Annotated in this window: 16 protein-coding genes and 1 pseudogene; 6 read left to right on the top strand and 11 right to left on the bottom strand. The window is 72.3% G+C overall.

Going from position 1 to position 17,175, the window contains the following annotated elements; genetic code table 11:
• Positions 1 to 4 precede the first annotated feature (4 nt).
• The 4 genes from MON03_RS00380 to MON03_RS00365 all read left to right on the top strand — a co-directional run bounded on the left by MON03_RS00380 (position 5) and on the right by MON03_RS00365 (position 3,380).
• Entirely contained in the window at positions 5 to 304 is a 300-nt protein-coding gene (locus MON03_RS00380) for a hypothetical protein (protein WP_242089811.1), read from the top strand.
• Between the two features lie 124 nt (positions 305 to 428).
• A complete protein-coding gene (locus MON03_RS00375) occupies positions 429 to 1,115 on the top strand; it encodes an SDR family NAD(P)-dependent oxidoreductase (RefSeq protein WP_242089809.1) in 687 nt (228 codons plus the stop codon).
• 280 nt (positions 1,116 to 1,395) lie between these two features.
• Positions 1,396 to 2,601, top strand: coding sequence for a sensor histidine kinase (locus tag MON03_RS00370; protein ID WP_148286311.1), 1,206 nt, complete (start codon positions 1,396 to 1,398; stop codon positions 2,599 to 2,601).
• A complete protein-coding gene (locus MON03_RS00365; RefSeq protein ID WP_242089807.1) occupies positions 2,598 to 3,380 on the top strand; it encodes a response regulator in 783 nt (260 codons plus the stop codon). The genes MON03_RS00370 and MON03_RS00365 overlap by 4 nt, the downstream gene beginning before the upstream one ends.
• Here the strand turns inward: MON03_RS00365 and MON03_RS00360 are convergent.
• The 10 genes from MON03_RS00360 to MON03_RS00315 form a co-directional block, all read right to left on the bottom strand.
• The gene (locus MON03_RS00360) at positions 3,377 to 4,135 is read right to left on the bottom strand and encodes a triose-phosphate isomerase family protein (protein ID WP_242089805.1); all 759 of its coding nucleotides are present in this window, start codon (positions 4,133 to 4,135) and stop codon (positions 3,377 to 3,379) included. The genes MON03_RS00365 and MON03_RS00360 overlap by 4 nt on opposite strands.
• Positions 4,132 to 4,626: a ribose-5-phosphate isomerase gene (locus tag MON03_RS00355; protein WP_242089803.1), complete on the bottom strand. Its 495-nt coding sequence runs from the start codon at positions 4,624 to 4,626 to the stop codon at positions 4,132 to 4,134. Before MON03_RS00355 ends, MON03_RS00360 begins: the two co-directional genes overlap by 4 nt.
• Entirely contained in the window at positions 4,623 to 6,350 is a 1,728-nt protein-coding gene (locus MON03_RS00350) for a dihydroxyacetone kinase family protein (RefSeq protein WP_242089801.1), read from the bottom strand. The genes MON03_RS00355 and MON03_RS00350 overlap by 4 nt, the downstream gene beginning before the upstream one ends.
• On the bottom strand, positions 6,347 to 7,789 hold the full coding sequence (locus MON03_RS00345; RefSeq protein WP_242089800.1) for an MFS transporter: 1,443 nt from the start codon (positions 7,787 to 7,789) through the stop codon (positions 6,347 to 6,349). Before MON03_RS00345 ends, MON03_RS00350 begins: the two co-directional genes overlap by 4 nt.
• A gap of 109 nt (positions 7,790 to 7,898) precedes the next feature.
• Positions 7,899 to 8,660 carry an SDR family NAD(P)-dependent oxidoreductase gene (locus MON03_RS00340; protein WP_022905097.1) on the bottom strand — a complete coding sequence of 254 codons (762 nt, stop codon included), beginning with the start codon at positions 8,658 to 8,660 and terminating at the stop codon, positions 7,899 to 7,901.
• An 11-nt stretch (positions 8,661 to 8,671) separates the two neighbouring features.
• Positions 8,672 to 9,625, bottom strand: a complete 954-nt coding sequence (locus tag MON03_RS00335) for a 3-hydroxyacyl-CoA dehydrogenase family protein (RefSeq protein WP_022905098.1) — start codon at positions 9,623 to 9,625, stop codon at positions 8,672 to 8,674.
• Complete coding sequence (locus MON03_RS00330) at positions 9,622 to 10,620, bottom strand: sugar phosphate isomerase/epimerase family protein (protein ID WP_175327493.1); 999 nt, start codon at positions 10,618 to 10,620, stop codon at positions 9,622 to 9,624. The genes MON03_RS00335 and MON03_RS00330 overlap by 4 nt, the downstream gene beginning before the upstream one ends.
• A 111-nt stretch (positions 10,621 to 10,731) precedes the next feature.
• Positions 10,732 to 11,448 (bottom strand): GntR family transcriptional regulator, encoded by a 717-nt coding sequence (locus tag MON03_RS00325; protein ID WP_242089798.1) that lies wholly within the window; start codon positions 11,446 to 11,448, stop codon positions 10,732 to 10,734.
• Between the two features lie 59 nt (positions 11,449 to 11,507).
• On the bottom strand, positions 11,508 to 13,040 hold the full coding sequence (locus tag MON03_RS00320) for a glycosyltransferase family 39 protein (RefSeq protein WP_242089796.1): 1,533 nt from the start codon (positions 13,038 to 13,040) through the stop codon (positions 11,508 to 11,510).
• A gap of 46 nt (positions 13,041 to 13,086) precedes the next feature.
• Positions 13,087 to 14,196 carry a GNAT family N-acetyltransferase gene (locus tag MON03_RS00315; protein WP_242089795.1) on the bottom strand — a complete coding sequence of 370 codons (1,110 nt, stop codon included), beginning with the start codon at positions 14,194 to 14,196 and terminating at the stop codon, positions 13,087 to 13,089.
• A 69-nt stretch (positions 14,197 to 14,265) separates the two neighbouring features.
• On the opposite strand from MON03_RS00315, the gene MON03_RS00310 reads away from it, so the two are divergent.
• A complete protein-coding gene (locus MON03_RS00310; RefSeq protein ID WP_242089793.1) occupies positions 14,266 to 14,625 on the top strand; it encodes a hypothetical protein in 360 nt (119 codons plus the stop codon).
• 36 nt (positions 14,626 to 14,661) lie between these two features.
• Here the strand turns inward: MON03_RS00310 and MON03_RS00305 are convergent.
• A pseudogene (locus MON03_RS00305) lies at positions 14,662 to 15,720 on the bottom strand (alpha/beta hydrolase family protein).
• Positions 15,721 to 15,817: 97 nt separating this feature from the next.
• Between MON03_RS00305 and MON03_RS00300 the strand changes: the two are divergent.
• Positions 15,818 to 17,002 (top strand): Fic family protein, encoded by a 1,185-nt coding sequence (locus MON03_RS00300; RefSeq protein WP_242089790.1) that lies wholly within the window; start codon positions 15,818 to 15,820, stop codon positions 17,000 to 17,002.
• The last annotated feature ends 173 nt before the right edge of the window (positions 17,003 to 17,175 follow it).

Genomic DNA, 17,175 nt, shown 5'->3' with positions numbered 1-17,175 from the left:
CGCGATGGCAGGACTGCTCAACGCGCTCCTCGCGATCGCGGTCGTCACCGCCGGCCTGACGGTGACGAGCCTCGACCGCCGGGTCGCGCTCGTGCTCGGGGCGACCGGCAGCACGGTCGGGTCGTTCCTCGCCTGGGTCGCCGCCCCGGCCGCGTGGTCGGGTGCGGTGCCCTGGGTCGCGTCGGTCCTCGGGACCGCGGCGCTCGTGGCCGGGTGGAGCGCGGTCCGGCTGTACGACGGCGTCTTCGCGCCGCCGCCGGAACCGGCGGACGACACCGGGACGGTCGCGACGACCAGGCGGTGACCGGAAGACGGACTGGAGGCGCGGTGCCGGCTGGCACCGCGCCTCCAGTCCGTTCGTTGCACGGGAGCACGGGACGCGCGCGTTCCGTGGGACGACTCCTCCTTGTTCGGCTAGCGTGCAGCGCATGGACCTGCAGCTCTCGGATCGTGTCGCGCTCGTCGTCGGGGGGAAGGGCTACATCGGCCGCGCGGTCGTGGACCGTCTCCGTGCCGAGGGGGCGACCGTCGTCGTGGCCTCGCGCAGCGCCGGGGACGACGAGGACGGCGTGGTGATCGACACCGCGTCACAGGAGTCCGTCGACGCCGGGGTCGCGACGGTGGTCGAGCGGCACGGGCGCATCGACGTCCTGGTCGTGACGGCGGCTCCGAGTGCACGGACCCTCGACCCCGCGCGGAAGTCCGACCCCGAGCAGGTCGCCGCGGCGATCGACGGCAAGGCACTCGGCTTCCTGCGCGTCGCGAACGCCGTCGTCCCGCACCAGCGCGAGGCCGGCTTCGGCCGGGTCGTCGTCGTGAGCGGCCAGAACGCCTACATCTCGGGGAACATCACCGCGTCGCTCCGGAACACGGCCGCGAACGTGATCGCGAAGAACCTCGCCGACGAACTCGCCGGGTCGGGCGTCAGCGTGAACGTGGTGAACCCGGGGACCGTGACCGACGAGCCGGCGGCCCAGGTGCAGCACGGTGCGGGCGGGGAGTCGAGCCCGCAGCAGATCGCGGACCTCGTCGCGTTCCTCTCGTCCCCGCTGTCGGCGCTCAGCGGGGAGTCCGTCTCGATCGCCCACCGGATGCTCGGGTCCGTCGTGGTCTGACCCCGGGGCGCGTCCCACGACGGCGGGCGGGGGGGACGACCCGTTCGTCCTCGGGACGGATGCGCTTCGGCCGCCCGCCCGATGCCCGACGGGTGGTCGGTCCCCCAGGCTGACACCATGGACTCCTCGATCAAGCACGTCATCGCCACCCTGTCGGTCTGCGCCGGGATCGTCGCCGTCACCGCGTGGGCACTCATCGCGATGTCCCCGGTGGCGTGAGCACCGGGAGCGACGCGGCCCACGGCCGAGCGGCGCACGACCCCGTGCGATGATCGGAGCCGTGACGGAAGGGCGCACGTTCATCCGACCGCTCGCCACGCGCTCGATCGTCGTCGACGTGGTCTGGGCGGTCGTCGCGGCGCTCGCCTTCCTCGCCCCGGTCGACCTCGAGCTCGAGCACGCCAGCATCCTCGCCGTGGTCGCCGCCGCCGGTGCCATCGCGGTGCGACGGATCTCGCCGTCGGTCGCGATGCTCCTGGTCGTCACGCTCGGCTTCGTCCAGGTCGCCGGCGGCGAACGGCCGTCCCTCGTCGACCTCGCGATCTTCGTGGTGATCGGCACCAGCGCGATCGTGGGCACCCGCGCCGAGGTCGTCCTCTCCGGACTGCTGGCGTTCGTCGCCGGCGTGGGCGCGACGCTCTACCTCACCGTCACCGGGTTCCGGTTCGCGGTGCTCGTGAACGGTCCCCGCGACCAGGCCTTCCTCGCCATGGCGGCACCGGCCGCGGCACTCCTGGCGGTGTGGGCGGGCGGCCTGGCGGTCCGCGCGTTCCGGTCCCGCGACCGCGAGTCCGAGCGCCGCGCCCACGCCGAGGAGGCCCGCTCCCGCGCCGAGGCCGTGGCCACCGAGGCCGAGGCGACCGCCACCCGCGCCATCGACGTCGCGGAGTCGGAACGCATCCGTGCGGCGATCGCCCGCGACGTGCACGACGTGGTGGGACACTCGCTCGCGGTGATCATCGCGCAGGCGGACTCGGTGCCGTTCCTCGCCGACGAGGCACGGGTCCGCGAGGTCAGCGCCACGATCGCCAGCACGGCCCGGAGCTCGCTCATGGAGGTGCGGCAGGTCCTCGGCCAGATCGACGGCACCGGCGACTCCGGCCCGGCGACGCTCGACGAGATCGTGCAGGGCATCCGCGACGCCGGCGTCCCGGTGGAGCACGCCGTCCGCGGCGGTCCCCGACCGTTCGGCCACGACGCCGGGACGGCCGCCCGACGGGTGCTGCAAGAGATGCTCACCAACGCGCTCCGGCACGGCGCCCCCGGCATGCCCGTCACCGTCCGGGAGACGTGGCGGTCCGCCGACCTCGTCCTCGAGGTCGAGAACGTCGTCGGCAGCGGCGCGACCGGCGGCTCGGGCCGCGGGGTCGACGGCATGCGCTCCCGGCTCGCCGCGCTCGACGGCTCCTTCGACGCCGCAGTCCTCGACGACGTGTTCGTGGCCCGCGCCCGCATCCCGATCGACATCCCAGGGGGGAACCGATGACGAACACGACCGACGAGCCAGCCGACCAGGCACGCCCGACCGGCGGCGCCGACCCGGCACGACCGACCGACGACGTCCACCAGCCAGCCGCCCCGGCGGGCGCGACCCCGCGCCCCATCCGCGTCCTCCTCACCGACGACCAGGCGCTCTTCCGAGCCGGCCTCCGCGTGGTGCTCGACGCGCAGGACGACATGGTCGTGGTGGGCGAGGCGTCGGACGGCGCGGAGGCCCTCACCGCGATCCCGGCCGTCCGCCCGGACGTGGTGCTCCTCGACATGCGGATGGCCGGCATGGACGGGGTCGAGACCGTCCGACACCTCTTCTCCGGGAGCTTCCCCGCCCCGGTCCCCCGCGTCATCGTGCTCACGACGTTCGGCCTCGACCCGGCGGCGGCGACCGCGATCCGCCTCGGTGCGAGCGGGTTCCTGCTCAAGGACACGACCCCGCCGTTCCTCTTCGCCGCCATCCGGGCCGTCCACGAGGGCAGCTCGGTCATCGCCCCGAACGACCTCGCACAGCTCTTCGGCGCCGACGTCGAGCGTGCGCCGAAGCCGCAGCCGACGGAGTTCCAGTCGTTGTCCGACCGGGAGCGCATCGTGTTCGGGTGGGCCTCACGGGGTCTGTCGAACGCCGAGATCGCGGCGAAGGAGTTCGTCACCGAGTCGACCGTGAAGACGCAGATCTCGAGCATCCTCGGCAAGCTCCAGCTGCGCGACCGGGTGCAGCTCGTCGTCTACGCGCACGACCACGGGCTCGCCGGCGCGCGCGACGACGCTTAGGCGGGCCCGATTTCGTCGAGGATCGTCGCGATCGCCGCGGGGTCGTGCGCGAACCGCCCGAGGAACAGGCCGCCGATCCGCCCATGCCCCCGGGTGAGGAGCCCTGGTCCGGCACTGCCGCCGTAGATCACGGAGCTGCCCGCCAGCTCCGGGCGGGTGGCGAGGTGCGCCTCGATCCCGGCGAGCACGTCGACGATGTGGTCGTCCGGCGCGGGCGCCGGAGCGCCGATCGCCCAGACCGGCTCGTACGCCACGATCAGCGGCCCGGCGAGTCCGTCCGCGGTCGCGGTGGCGAGCGACCGGTCCAGTTGCGCGGTCACCTCGGCCACTGCGTCCGCACTGGAGGCGGGGAGCGTCGCCTCCCCCACACAGACCAGGGGCCGCAGGTGGTTGCGGAACGCCGCGTGCACCTTCCCCGCGACCTCGTCGTCCGTCTCGTGGAACAGGGAACGCCGCTCCGCGTGGCCGATCTCGACGAGGTCGACCCCGATCTCGCGCAGCTCGGCTCCGGAGACCTCCCCCGTGAAGGCCCCCTCGTCCGCCCACGCCAGGTCCTGCGCCCCGAGCAGCACCGGCGACCCGTCCAGCAGCGCGCGCACGGGGACGAGCGCCGGGAACGTCGGGACCACGAACAGCGTGGCCGCGCCGGACCGGACGGCGGGGTGCCGCTCGGCGATGCCCACCACGTCCCGCACCCACGCCAGGGTCCGGCCGTGCGAGAAGTACATCTTGAGCGACACCCCGACGAGCGTCATGCGCGGTCGTCCCCCGACGCGTCGAGGCCCTCGGCCGCGGAACCGTCGTACCCGCAGATCGCCGCGACCTTCTCGGCGCTCGCGGACGAGGTGTCGAACTCGTACCCGAGCCACTCCGTCGCCAGCCGACGTGCGAGCTCGAGGCCGATGACCCGCTGCCCCATGCAGAGCACCTGGGCGTCGTTCGACAGCACCGACCGCTCGACGCTGTAACTGTCGTGGGCGGTCACCGCTCGGATGCCCGGGACCTTGTTCGCGCTGATGGCCACCCCGAGGCCCGTCCCGCAGATGAGGATCGCCCGGTCGGCCTCCCCGTTCACGACCATGCGCGCGGCGTCGACCGCGATGTGCGGGTAGGCGGTGTGCCCGTCCGCATCCACCCCGACGTCGTGGACCGAGGCCACCCGGTCGTCACCGGCCAGGTCCGCCTTGATGGCCTCCTTGTACTCGAAGCCGGCATCGTCCGACCCGACCACCAGTCGCAGCGTCATCGTGCTGCTCCTTCCTCGATGACCTCCGTCACCGTCTCGACGATCAACGCGAAGGACACCGCTCCCGGGTCCCTCGTCCCCACCGCCTGGTCGGCGTGGGTCTTCGCGCGTCCCTTGCGGGGCACGAGGTCGGCGGTCGCGTCCGCGGCCGCTCGGGCTGCCGATGCGGCGGCACGCCAGGCGTCGGCGACGGACGCGCCGTCCCGGACGGCGGACCCGAAGGCCTCGTCGAACGGCACGAGGGCGTCCACCATCGTCTTGTCTCCCGGTACCGCGCCGAAGGCGAGGACGGCCGACGTGGCAGCGTGCACGGCCTCCGCGACCTGCGCCGACGACGGACGCGACGTGTCCCCGACGACGCGACCCAGTGCCTCCAGGGCGGCGCCCCAGATCACACCGGACGTGCCGCCGGCCTTGTCCGACCACGCGTCGGCCGCCACGGCGAGGAGTCCGCCCGCCCCGACGTCGCGACCCAGCGCCTCCCGGGCGGCCGCGTCAGCGGCGTGCACCCCGCGTTGCATGCCGATCCCGTGGTCGCCGTCGCCGGCGACCGCGTCCATCTCCCCGAGCTCGTCGACGCGCTCGTCGACGACGCGGCGGGCGGCGGCGAGCGCTGCGGCGATCCGCGCCGCGACCTCCTTCGACTCGGGGGAACCGGTGCCGACGTCGATGCCGTCGGGGGCCTCCAGCTCGGACTCCGGCAACCGCTCGGACACGACCGCGCCGCCCTTCCGGAACGCCGGGGTGTCGGCGGGCGCTGCCCAGAGCCGCTCGAGCTCGTCGTCGAGCCAGAACAGCGTGAGCGAGACGCCGGCCATGTCGAAGCTCGTGACGAGTTCCCCGACCTCGGGCTCGACGACGACGACACCGGCCTCCTCGAGGAGTCGGGCGACCGAGCGGTAGACGACGAAGAGCTCCTCGTACTTGACGCTGCCGAGGCCGTTGAGGATCGGGACGACCCGCGCTCCCGCCGCGTCGACGCCGTCGGGCACCTCGTCGAGCAGGCGCGCGACCAGCAGCGACGCGAGTCCCTCGGCCGTCGGGACGTCGGTCTCGTCGATGCCGCGTTCACCGTGGATGCCCATACCGATCGCCATGCGACGCTCCGGCACCTCGAAGAGCGGTTCGGCCGCGCCGGGCAGGGAGCAGCCGGAGAAGGCGACGCCGAACGAGCGGGTGCGGTCGTTGGCCCGCGCGGCCACGGCCGTGACGTCGTCGAGCGAGCGGCCCTCCTCAGCGGCGGCACCCGCGACCTTGAAGACGCAGAGGTCACCGGCGATGCCGCGGCGCTCCGCGGCACGGTCGGCCGGGGCGGACACGACGTCGTCGGTGACCCGGATCGTCCGCACCGGGATGCCCTCGGCCTCGAGGGTGCGGGCCGCCGCGTCGAAGTTGAGGCAGTCGCCGGCGTAGTTGCCGTAGGAGAACAGCACCCCGCCACCGTGCTCGGCTGCGCGGGCCACCCCGGCGACCTGCTGCGCGGACGGGCTGGCGAACAGGTTGCCCATGGCCGCTCCGGCGGCCAGGCCGTGCCCGACCAGGCCGCCGAAGGCCGGGTAGTGCCCGGAACCGCCGCCGATGACGACCGCGACCGTGCCGTCGGGGCTCGTGGTCGCACGCGCCACCCCGCCGTGCACGCGGCGGACCCACCGCTGGTTGGCGAGGACGAAGCCGTCCGCCGCCTCGTCCGCGAAGTCCGCGGGGTCGTTGAAGAGCCTGGTCATGCGTTCGTCTCCTTCGTCGAGCGCGTCGCGGCGGCGTGCGGGTCCTCCGCGCGCTCCGCAGCCCCGCGCGGCCGGGTCGTCGCCACGTGGGAGGTGTCGAGCAGTTCGTCCGCCTTCGCCCCGCGGAAGAACTTCGTGCAGAAGATCATCACGGCCGCCACGAACGCGAGGACACCGAGCGAGACGATGCCGAACGCGCCGCTGTCGGTCGGCACCACCTCGTTGATCGCGGTCCGCATGATCGGGGCGACGAACCCGCCGAGGTTGCCGAGCGAGTTGATGAGGCCGATGCCCGCGGCCGCCGCGGCGCCCGTCAGGAACGCCGTCGGGTACGCCCACGTGATCGGTCCGACGGCGAGGAAGCTCGCGACGGCCAGCGTGATGAACAGGATGCCGAGGATCGGCTGCCCGTTCGCGCCCGCCCACGCCGACCCGAGGATCGACAGTCCGGTGGTGACGTAGAACATCGTGCCCCAGCGGCGCCGGCGTCCGACGGTGTCGGCCTTCGAGCCGACGAGGTAGCACGCGACGAGCCCGACGAGCCACGGGATCGCGGCGACGAGGCCGACCTGCCAGCCGACGTCCTGCCCGAGGAGCGACGACACCTGCTGCGGCAGGTAGAACGTGGTGCCGTACACGGCGACCTGCAGGCAGAAGTAGATGATCGTGAAGTACCAGACGCGGCCGCTCGCCATCGCCTTCCAGATGCCCTTCGGGCCGTCCTCGTTCCGCGCGTGGTCCTCGCGGGCCATCGCCGCGGTGAGGGACGCCTTCTGCCCGTCGTCGAGCCACTTCGCCTGCTGCGGGCTGTTCGTCAGGAAGAACAGCGCGGCGATCCCGGCGAGCACCGCCAGGATGCCCTCGCCGAAGAACATGACCTGCCAACCGTGGAACGGGGTGACCTGGTCGCCGACGCTGATGAGCCCGCCGGACAGAGGAGCGCCGATCATCTGCGAGAACGGCTGCGCGAGGTAGAAGATCGCGAACATCCGCACGCGGACCTTGTTCGGGAACCACTCGGACAGGTACATGATCACGCCGGGGAACAGGCCAGCCTCGGTCACGCCGAGCAGGAACCGCAGGACGATGAACATCGTGTCGTTCGTCGTGAACGAGAACAGCGCGGCGACGATGCCCCACGTGACGGCGATGCGGGCGAGCCAGAAGCGGGCGCCGAACCGCTTGAGCAGCAGGTTCGACGGGATCTCGAAGATCGCGTAGCCGATGAAGAAGATCCCGGCACCGAGGGCGAAGGCGGCGTCGGAGATGTTCCGGTCGACGCTCAGGGCCTCCTCGGCGAAGCCGACGTTCGTGCGGTCGAGGAAGGCGACGAAGTACAGGATGACGAGCATCGGCATGAGGTGCTTCGTCGCCTTGCCGATCGCCGACCTGAGGGCGGGATCGTGGGTGGACCCCAGGGCGGGGCTGGTTGCGGACACGGTCGCTCCTTCGCGATCGGGTTGGTCTGTGGCCGGTGCACGGCCTGGAGGCACGACACGCGACGAGCACGTCGGCTCGCTCTGGTCGTGGGGCTGGGCCCGGGGCGCTTCAGTGCATGTAGAGGCCGCCGTCGACGTTGAGGGTCTGGCCGGTGACGAACCCGGCGTCCTCGCTGATGAGGTAGGCGATCGCGGCGGCGATGTCCCGCGGGGTGCCGATGCGCGGCAGCACGCCGTCGGCGGCCATCGCGGTCTTGCGCTCCTCCGAGAGCGTGCCGCCCATGATGTCGGTGTCGATCGGGCCGGGGGAGATCGCGTTGACCGTGATCCCCTGGTGTCCGAGCTCGCGGGCCATGCCCCGCGTGAGCCCGACGACGCCGGCCTTCGCGACCGAGTACGGCGTCTTGCTGAACGTCCCGCCGCCCCGCTGCGCCGACACCGACGACAGGTTCACGATGCGGCCGTAGCCGTTCCGGACCATCGACTGCGCCGCCCGGAGGCTCGCGAAGTGCACGCCGTCGAGGTTGATGCTCAGCACGCGGTGCCACTCTCCCTCGGGCAGGTCGAGGTAGGCGTGTGCGGACGAGACGCCGGCGAGGTTCACGAGGGCGGCGATCGGCGGCAGCGCGGCCTCGATGGTGTCGAACGCGGCGCGGACGGCTGCCTCGTCGGCGACGTTCGCGCCCGCCCCGACCGCCTGCACGCCGTGCTGCTCGCGGATCTCCGCGGCGACCTGCTCGCTCGCGGTCTGGTCGAGGTCGATGACGCCGACGTTCCACCCCTGCTCGGCGAGGTGGTGGGCGGTGGCGCGGCCGATGCCGCGGGGTGATGCTGCGCCGGTGAGGACGACGGTCTGCTGTTCGGTGCTCATGACGTGTCCCCTCAGTGGATCGGCGCCGGGCCGAGCTCGTCGAGGAGCTTCTGCATCGCGACGTACGCCTTGTTCCGGTAGGCCACGAGTTCGGGTGTGCGGTCGGCCGGCACGTCCAGGTAGCCGGCACCGGACTTCGTGCCCAGCTCGCCGGCGTCGACGTGCTGCTGCAGCGACGGTGGTGTGGCGAAGCGCTCCGGCCAACGGGTCTGCAACGACTCGAAGCAGAACGCGTAGACGTCGAGCCCGGCCATGTCGGCGATCGCGAACGGGCCGAAGAACGGCAGGCGGAAGCCGAACGTGGTGCGCACGATGGTGTCGATGTCGTCGGGGGTGGCGATGCCCTCGTCGGCGATCTTCGTCGCCTCCTCGAACAGCGCGTACTGCAGGCGGTTGAGGACGAACCCCGTCGAGTCCGTGACGCGGGCCGACTGCTTGCCGGTCGCGGCGACGACGGCCTCGCCGACCTCGATCGCGTGCTCGTTCGTGGTCGGGTGCGGGATGAGCTCGACGCCGGGGATGAACGGCGCGGGGTTCGAGAAGTGCACCCCGAGGAACCGCTCGGGGCGGGTGACGGCCTCCGCGAGGGACTCGATGAGGATCGTCGACGTGTTCGACCCGATCACGGCGTCGGGTCGCGCAGCCTCGCTGATCCGACGGAGCGTCGCGTGCTTGATCTCGATCTTCTCGGGAACGGCCTCCTCGATGAAGTCGGCCGTGGCGACCGCCTCCTCGATGGACGCTGCAGCGCTGAGGTGTGCGTCCACGCGGGCGACGGCGTCCGCGGGGAACAGGCCGTCCGCGACGAACTGCTCCGTCTCCGCGATGAGCCGGGCGCGGTTCGACGCAGCGATCTCGGCCGAGACGTCCGCGATCCGGACGGTGTGGCCGGCGAGGGCGAGGACCTGGGCGATCCCGCCGCCCATGTAGCCGGACCCGACGACGGCGATGTCGAGGGTGCTCATCGAGTTGCTCCTTGCTTCGTCGCCCCGACCACCGAGGTGGCGAGGACGGATCGGATGTACTGCTGGTTGGTCGCGCAGACGCCGAGGCTGTCCCCGCCGTACTGCTCGGTCATGACGATCCCGCGGAACCCGTCGGCGACGGCGTCACGGAGCACCTGCCGGTAGTTGATGAGCCCGGTCTCCATGGTGCTCGGCGCGCTCGTCGCCCAGGAGCCGTCCCCGGCCTCGTCGCGCGTGTAGTTCTTCACGTGGAGGTAGTTCGTGTACGGCAGCGTCTTCGCGAACAGCTCCCGCCAGTCCTCCACCGGACGGTGCAGGCGGATGAGGTTCGCGACGTCGGCGTTCAGCCCGACGGTGTCCAGGCCGATCTCCTCGACCAGGCGGACCGCGCTGTCGGCGGTCCCGAGGTAGGTGTCCTCGTACAGCTCGAGTGCCATCGGCAGGCCGACGCTGGCGGCGTGCTCCCCGAGCTCCCGCAGCCGCTTGACGGCGGCGTCCCAGACCTCCGGGTCGTCCGGGTCCTTCGGGCCCGGCGCCGTCCAGAACCACAGGGCCTTCCGCTGCGCCTCGGTGAAGGGCTGGTGCAAGCCGGTCGAGAAGACCTGCATGCCCCACTCGGCCGCGGCGTCGATCGTGCGGTGGGCGTACGCGAGGTTGTCCTCCTCGTGCCCGGGCTGGATGACGCTCTTCCGCTGCAGGTGCACGGACGGGATGCCGATGCCGTGCGCCGCGGCGATCGCGAAGAGCTCGTCACGGCGGGAGCGTTCGAGGTCGGCGGGGCGGATGTGGCTGTCGGCGAGTTCGGCGAGCGAGAAGCCCGCGGCTGCGATCTGCGCGAAGACGTCGTCCCACACCTCGGCGGGGGCATCGTGGAACGCCGTCCCCTCGCGGGTGACCTGGGCGAAGCCGTGCAGGCACGCGGCGATGGGCCACGTCTCGTCCGTCCAGGTCGTCGGGTCCCAATCCTGGGTGACCCAGTCCTGTGGTGATGCCACGTGCATGCTCCTTCGCAGTCGTGCGGTGCGGTTCAGCCCTGAACCTCTTTCCTATAGGAAAGATACTCGGAAACGGCCGGAGCGCAACCCGTCCGCGTGATCAGGCTGCGGTCAGGCCCCGTGTGACGCGTCCGCCCGGGACCGCACCCGCACGTTGTCGATGTGCACCCGCATCGCGGACACCGCGGCCGACGGGCTGATCGCGAGGGCGTCGAGGATCGACCGGTGCTCGGCCACGGCGCGCGACGTGTCGTCGTCCCCGCCCCCGAGGATCTGCCGCATCCGGTGCACCCGGGTGGTGATGATCTCGGACATCTCCTCGAGGAACGGGTTGTGCGTCGCGTCGAAGAGCACCTGGTGGAAGTCCCAGTCGCTGCGGAAGAACCGGGCCATCAGCTCGTCCGGCACGGTTCCGACCTCGATCGCGGCCACCTCGGCGGCGACCTCGGCCTGCACCGCGAGCGCCGCGTCCAACCGCTCCCGGAGGGCGTCGACGTCCCCGCGGGCAGCGAGTTCGACGGCGCCGCTCTCGACGATGAGCCGGGCGTCGAACAGCGCCTCGAGCTGGTCGCCGGCGAGCGGTGGCGCGACCCGGTAGCCCTTGTTCGCCTCGCGCGTGACGAGCCCGGTCCGCTCGAGCTGCACGAGCGCCTCGCGGACGGGCGTCGGCGAGACCCCGAGCGTGCGCGCCAGTCCGTCGATCGACAGGCGCATGCCCGGTTCGACATCGTGACCCATGAGGAACTCGAGCACGCGGTCGTAGACCCGGTCGCGGAGTCCGAGCTGCGTGATCCGCTCGCTGCCGAACCCGGCCATGGTGCTCGTCATGGTCCGATCATAGAGAATCGACGATCACCGACCCGGGCGGATGCCCGCCGACCCGCGAGTCAACGCGTGAACTCCACGATGACGTTCTGCTCCCCGCCACCGCCGAACCGCAGGGGCGTGCGCTCGTCGAAGCCGTCGGCACGCAGGACCGCGGCGACCTGGTCGAGCTCCGCGGGATCGTCACCGACGTACCAGACGGTGCGCAGCCCGTCGGTCTCCTTCGCCGCGTTCACCGCGCCGTGCATCCGGGCGAAGAAGTAGTTCATGCCGACCGAGTCCGTCTTCGTCCACAGGTCACGCAGGCCGGCGACGGAGGACGGGTAGGCGATCGTCAGCTGGTCGGCGGGCCGCCGCATCTTGCCGAGGATGAGCCCGGCCGGCCCGACCTCGTCCTGCCGTGCGTCGGTGAGCTCCTGCGCGGCCGTGGCCAGGTCGGTCGTCTTCGGCGACGCGTACCGGACGCTCCACCAGACCTGCCCGGCGGGCACCAGGAACGCGACGAGCAGGATGCCGCTGATGACGCCCTTGGCGTACGGCAGCAGGGCGACGATGCCAGCGGCGACCAGGATCGCGAGCGCCGGAGCGGAGTACGTCAGGTAGCGGCCGCTGTAGACCGGCTTGCCGAAGTGGGACGCCGCGAGCAGCACCACGGTCGGCAGCACCAGCCAGGGCAGCAGCACGACGAGCGCTTCCGAACGGCGCCGCAGCGCGGACCCGACGGCGAGCAGCACGAGCAGCCACGACACCACCGCGACCGCGGTCACGAACGTCCGCGTCGTGTCCACCAGGGCGAAGTCGAAGAACTGCAGCCGCCACGAGCTCTCGATCGCGCCGCGCAGCGAGGGGGCCTGCAGCCACGCGATCTGGCGTGACTGCGGGATCGCGGCCTGCACGAACGGCAGCGACGCCGCCGCGACCACCACGAGCGCCGTCGCAGCGGCGGCGAGACCGACCCACCGTCGCCCCGGCGCCGAGACGAACCGCAGGAAGACGCTGAGGGCGTGCGCGACCAGGACGAGTGCCGCCCACAGGAACACCAGCACGGAGAGGTACGCGACGACGACGTACAGCAGCCACCACGCGACGACCACCAGGGGCGGTCTCCGGGCATCGGAGACGTCGAGCGCGTGCACGAGGAGCACGGTGGAGAGCACGGCGAGCAGCAACTCGAACGCGGGCGATCGGCCCGTGGTGCCGGCGGCGGCCACCACGGGCAGGAGCGGCATGACGATCGCCGCGACCGTCGCGGTGGCGATGGAGAACAACCGTTCGGCCAGCAGCACGAGCAGTCCTGCGGCCAGCCCGATCGCGACGGCGGACGGGAACCGCAGCGTGAACGGGCTGTACCCGACCAGGTCGAACCAGACGTGCATCCCGACGTAGTACGCCGCGTGCACGAGGTCGATCCGGCCGACCAGGTCCTGCAGGGCGTCCCACGAGCGCGTCGACGCCGCGATGGTGGCGGTCTCGTCCAACCAGACGGTGCGGTGGGTGATCGCGACGAGGCTGATCAGCGTGCCGAAGAGGGTCGCGGCCCCGGCGACGAACCACCTGGCGCTCCCGCGGCTGGTCCGGCGGACGTCGACGTGCATGCCCGCAAGCGTATGGGACCGGGACGGCGCCGCGGGCCGCCGCTCGTCAGGGCACCTGGGCGAACCGGATCGCCCCGCGCTCCCGGAGCCGGAAGCCGAGGTGCTCGTACAGCCGGATCGCGCCCGTGTTCGTCGCGGCGGCGTGCAGCATCGAGACCTCCCCGCGCTCCCTGATCCCGTGCGCCACCGCGAGCACGAGGCGCCGACCGAGGCCCTGCCCGCGGTACCCGTCGTCCGTGCACACCGCGCTGATCTCGGTCCATCCCGGCGGGTGCAGGCGCTCCCCGGCCATGGCGACCAGTCGGCCCTCGCGGCGGATGCCGAGGTAGGTGCCGAGCTCGATGGTCCGGGGCAGGAACGGTCCGGGCTTCGTCCTGGCGACGAGGTCGAGCATCTCGGGGACGTCGTCGGCCGTGAGCACGACCGCCTCCGGATCCGGTGCTCCCGCCACCCCTTCGCCCGTGAGCTGCTCCCCGGCAGCACCGTCCAGCTCGTTCCACCCCGGTGGTAGGGCGGCGGACGGATCGACCCGGAAGCCGGCGCCCGGGCCGAGCAGGGCCGCGATGTCCGCCCAGTCCTGCTCCGTGGGGTGGACCGGGACTCCGGTCCACACCGAGACGTCGGGGCGGTACCGGACGATCTCGCCACGGCGCTCGGCGAAGCGGGCGTGCACACCGTTCAGGGAGGCGAGGGCGGGGTTGTCGAGCATGCGCGTCGGCGTGCCGTCCTCCGCGGTGGTCAGGTCGAGCGTGCGCACCGTGGCACCGCGCGCGTCGGGCACGAACCCCCGTTCCCCGAGGAGCCGTCGGACGCCGTCCGTGAGGCCGGCCGTGTCGACCACGACCGCTGAGGCGAAGCGCACGGTCGCGGCGTCGACGGCGGCGTCGACGAGGTCGCCGAGCGCCGGTCCCACAGCGTCGACCCCGGCTCGGACCTCGACCTCGCCGGGGCGGGTCAGTGCGCTGAGGTGCGCACCCGGAGCGCTCGACTCGACGACCGCACCCGAGACGACGGCGTCGCCGCGCCCGTCGACCGCGCCCGACGCGACGGCGTCGCCCGGCCCGTCGCCCGCGCCCTGGTCGTCGTGCGTCCACCGCTCGACCCGGGGGTCGGCGGTGGCGGAGCGACGGACGACGGTGACGGGCGAGGTGGTCATGCCCCCAGTCTCCGACCCCGGCGCGGTGTCCGACGGATCGTTGCGGACCGTGACGGCTACGCTGCTCGCGTGACCGCAGCGAACCCCCGGCCCCGCATCGTGACGATCTCGGTCGTGCTCTGGCTCGTGTGGCTCGTCGGCTGCGTGCTCGCGTCCGTGGTCGGCTTCGTCGAGTTCCCGTCGAGCGTCCTGGTGACGGTCGTCTCCGTCGTCCTCTCCCTGGTGGTCTGGGGCCTCGTCGCGTGGGCTGTCCTCCGCGTCTCGCGGGGTTCGGCGACGGCACGCATCGTCCTCGTGGTGGTGGCGGTCGCACGGGCGCTGCTCAGCCTGGGCAACGGGCCGTCGACGCTCCTGCTCACGGCGCTCTCCGCGGCCGCCGCCGTCCTCCTCTTCGTCCCGGCCGCGCGCCCGTTCTTCACCCGGCGCTAGTCCCCGCGCGCCCGGAGAACACGCAGCCCGATCCGGCTAGCCCAGCCGCGCCACCAGGAACTCGACCATCCGCCGCACGAGCAGCGCCCGCGACGACGTCCGCCGGTACTCGTGCCCCTCGCCCTCGAGCTCGAGGTACTCGACGTCGTGCGACCGTTCCCGCAGTGCCGCGACCACCTGGTGCGCCTCGCCGATCGGCACGTTGGTGTCGAGCTCGCCGTGCACGACCAGGAGGGGCGCCGCGATCTCGTCCACCGCCCGCATCGGGGACAGGGCGGCGAGCAGGGCCCGGTCCTCGACCGGGTGTCCGTACTTCGTCGCCGCCGCGGCCGCGATCCACGGCTCGGTGTCGCGGTGGAACGTCGCGAAGTCGCTCATGCCGCACACGGCGACCCCGGCGACGAAGACGTCCGGCGTGAACGCGAGCGACGCCAGCGTCGCCTACCCGCCGTAGGAGCGACCCTCGACGGCGACCCGGGAGCGCTCGGCGTACCCGTTCGCCACGAGGTACCGGGCGCAGTCGACGACGTCGGCGAGCGCGTTCCACCGCAGCGCGAGGTCGTCGGCGTGCACGAACTCGTGGCCGGAGCCGGAGGACCCGCGGATGTTCGGCGCGAACACGGTGACGCCCGCAGCGGCGAGCGCCTGGTGCTGGGGCGAGAACGTCGGTCGCTCCTGTGACTCCGGTCCGCCGTGCAGGTGCACGAGCGCTGCGCGCGGGCCGGGAGGCACGGAGCGCGTCGACGGATCGGCGTCCGCCGACGGGTCGGTCGGCTCCACGGCCCGGGACAGCCAGCCGGTCAGCTCCAGTCCGTCGCGTGCGGCGAACCGCTCGAGGGTCGGTTCGACGAGCGGCACGTCCGGCAGCTCCGGCACGCCGGTCACGCGGCTCCAGGTCAGCGCGTTCGTGTCGAGCCGCCAGAGCTCACGCGGACGGGTCGGGCCCTCGACGGCGAGCAGCACGCTCCGGCCGTCGCGGCTCAGCACGGGGTCGGTGACGACGGCGCCCGGCAGGTCCGGAACCGGGGTCCGCGACGCGTCGTGCGCGGCAGTCCACGTTCCAGACGAGGCGCACCGCCGCCCCGACTGACTCATGCTCGTAACACGATGGCGAAGCTTCGCTCTCGTGGGCCGTCATTGAAGGTTGTGCCGTAAACTTCAACAAGGACGAACCGGACGAAAGGGTGCGCGCGTGCCGACGAGACTCGACTGGGAGGAACGCTGGCTGCCCCGGCCGGAGAACCCGGATTTCGATTCCCGTCGGATCCGAGCGCTGCGCGGCGAACCGTACCGGGCGGCGGTCCCTCCGGAGATCGCGGCCGCCGAGTTCACCATCGCTTCCCGGTCACTCTCCGACGCCGACGACGCCACGAGGGCGATCGCGCGGTTCGACGCCGAGTACGCCTCCTTCCCGGTCCCGTTCGCGGCGGTGCTCCTGCGGAGTGAGTCGGCATCGAGCTCGGAGATCGAGCACCTCACCGCCGGGGCGCGTGCCATCGCCGAGGCGGAGATCGACGAACGGGTGCAGGGCAACGCCTCGTCGATCGTCCGGAACGTGCGGGCGATGGAAGCGGCCGTCGCACTCGCGGACGACCTCGGGATCGAGACGATCATCGCGATGCACGAGGAACTGCTGCGCGACCAGACGCCGCACCTCGTCGGCGGCTTCCGTGACCAGCAGGTCTGGATCGGCGGCTCGTTGCCACACCTGGCCGCGTTCGTCCCGCCGCACCAGGAGCTGGTGCCCGCCGCGATGGACGACCTCATCGCCTTCACGTCGAGGACGGACCTCCCCCTGCTCGTCCTGGCCGCGATCGCGCACGCGCAGTTCGAGACGATCCACCCGTTCCCGGACGGCAACGGCCGCACCGGTCGTGCGCTCGTGCAGGCGATCCTGCGTCGGGGTGGGTTGTTGCGGCACCTCACCATCCCCGTCAGCAGTGGGATCCTCACCGACGTCGACGGCTACTTCGGCGCCCTCGACGCCTACCGCGCGGGCAAGGTCGAGCCGATCATCGACGTGTTCTCGTCGGCGTCGCTCGCCGGACTCCGGAACGCGAGCACCCTGGCAGCGGACATCCGCGGGCTGCAGGAGCAGTGGGGAGGGCGACTCGCCGGCCTCAGGACCGACGCCACCGCACGCCGCATCGCGAGGCTCTCGATCGAGCACCCGGTACTGAACGCGCGCCTCGCGATCGAACGGACGGGGTCGAGTGCACCAGCCGTCGCGAACGGGTTCGCGCAACTCGTCGACCGTGGTGTCCTCCGACCTGCGAACTCCAAGCAGCGGAACCGGGTGTGGGTGAACGATGAGGTCGTGGAGGCACTGGACGCGTTCGCAGCGCGGAGTGGGCGTCGCCAGGTCCCCACCGCCTGACCCGCTCGTCGACACGCGAGCGGGCGTGGTGTCCGGAGCCACCAGCCCGCTCGTGTCTCCCCGCTACTTGACGTCGTACATTGAGTCTGTGTCCGGGTGCCGCCGAGGAACAATCGACTTTCGAGACCAGCGGGCTCCGACCAGGGGTGGAAACGCGCGCGTTCCGACGTCGC

The organism is Curtobacterium sp. DN_7.5, assembly GCF_022655355.1.
Lineage (GTDB): Bacteria > Actinomycetota > Actinomycetes > Actinomycetales > Microbacteriaceae > Curtobacterium > Curtobacterium luteum.
This window is presented reverse-complemented; position numbering and strand designations above follow the sequence as displayed.